General features: G+C 70.1%; 1 protein-coding gene. It reads left to right on the top strand.

Annotation, left to right across the window (positions count from 1 at the left end; genetic code table 11):
* Positions 1-47: 47 nt before the first annotated feature.
* Entirely contained in the window at positions 48-1,295 is a 1,248-nt protein-coding gene (locus ACW62_RS32765; RefSeq protein WP_053208323.1) for an IS30 family transposase, read from the top strand.
* The last annotated feature ends 28 nt before the right edge of the window (positions 1,296-1,323 follow it).

The raw sequence follows: 1,323 nt of genomic DNA, 5'->3' as shown, positions 1-1,323 counted from the left end.
GGCGGATTCCATCGGTCGTAGCAACGCCTGGTGGAAGGTGTTGTCCGATGCCGAAGGTGTTCTCGCGTGAGGTGCGTGCGGAGTTCTTTGAGCTGCTGTGTGGGGGGATGTCGGCGCAGGCGGCTGCGTTGGAGGTCGGCGTGTCGTCGTGGACTGGTGTGCTGTGGTGGCGAGCATCGGGGCTTGTGGACCTATCGATCCAGCGAGGCCGCCACGGCGGGCTGCCCGGGAGTGGGCCGGCAGCGGTTCCCGGTGTCAGCGGCGAGCAGGAACGGCTGCCGGCCCGGCAGCGTCGGGCGTTGACCAGTCAGGACCGGGCGGTGATCGCCGTGCTGCTGGGCCAGGAGCTGTCCTATGCCCAGATCGGCGCGGCGATCGGTCGGGACAAGTCGGTGATCTGCCGCGAGGTCAACCGCAACCGTGGCGGCGACGGGTCCTACTACGCGCCGGTGGCGCACCGGGGGGCGCACGAGCGTCGCCGCCGCCCCAAGCCGTTCAAACTCGTCGAGAACCCGGCGCTGTGCCGGGCGATCGAGGATTGGATGGACGACGGCTGGTCGCCGGGGCTGATCGCGACGATGCTGCGCCACGACCACCCTGGCGCCAGTGCTGGGGCGAGGATGGGTCGCGTGTCGCACGAGACGATCTACCAGGCGTTGTACGTGCAGACCCGCGGGCAGCTGCGCCGCGATCTGCACCGGCAGCTGAGCCTGCAACGCGCCGCGCGTCGACCCCGCACCGCCGACAAGCGGGAGAACAGCCCGTACCGGGAGGCGTTCACGATCAGCCAACGCCCGGCAGAGGTGGCCGACCGGGCCGTGCCGGGACACTGGGAAGGCGACCTGATCGTAGGTGCCGGCAGCGCGTCGGCGGTCGGGACGCTGGTCGAGCGGACCACCCGGTTCACCATGCTGCTGCACCTACCGCACCGCCACGACGCCCCCAGCGTGGCCGCGGCGATGATCGCGCAGATGCGGGAGTTGCCCGAGCACCTGCGCCGATCGCTGACCTGGGACCGCGGCACCGAACTGGCCCAGTACGAGCGGATCCAGCTCGAGCTGGGCATGCCGGTCTACTTCTGCGATCCGCGTTCACCCTGGCAGCGCGGCAGCAACGAGAACACCAACCGGCTGCTGCGGTTCTGGCTGGCCAAGGGCAGCGACCTGTCCGTTCACTCCGCCGACGACCTGAACCGGATCGCCGCCACCCTGAACCGGCGACCCCGCCCTACCCTTGACCTGCAGACCCCAGCCCAAGCGCTGGCCGAGCTGCTCGCCAAACCGGCAGCAGCATGAACCGTTGCTTACACCGCTGGACGCCGCC

This window comes from Jiangella muralis, assembly GCF_001270745.1.
In the GTDB taxonomy this organism is placed as follows: Bacteria; Actinomycetota; Actinomycetes; order Jiangellales; family Jiangellaceae; genus Jiangella; species Jiangella muralis.
The sequence above is the reverse complement of the archived record's forward strand: the minus strand, read 5'-3'. Positions and strand labels throughout refer to the sequence as shown.

Bases quoted from the DNA above. Each gene is read 5' to 3' on its own strand.
- ACW62_RS32765 (WP_053208323.1), top strand. From the start codon at position 48: ATGCCGAAGGTGTTCTCGCGTGAGGTGCGTGCGGAGTTCTTTGAGCTG.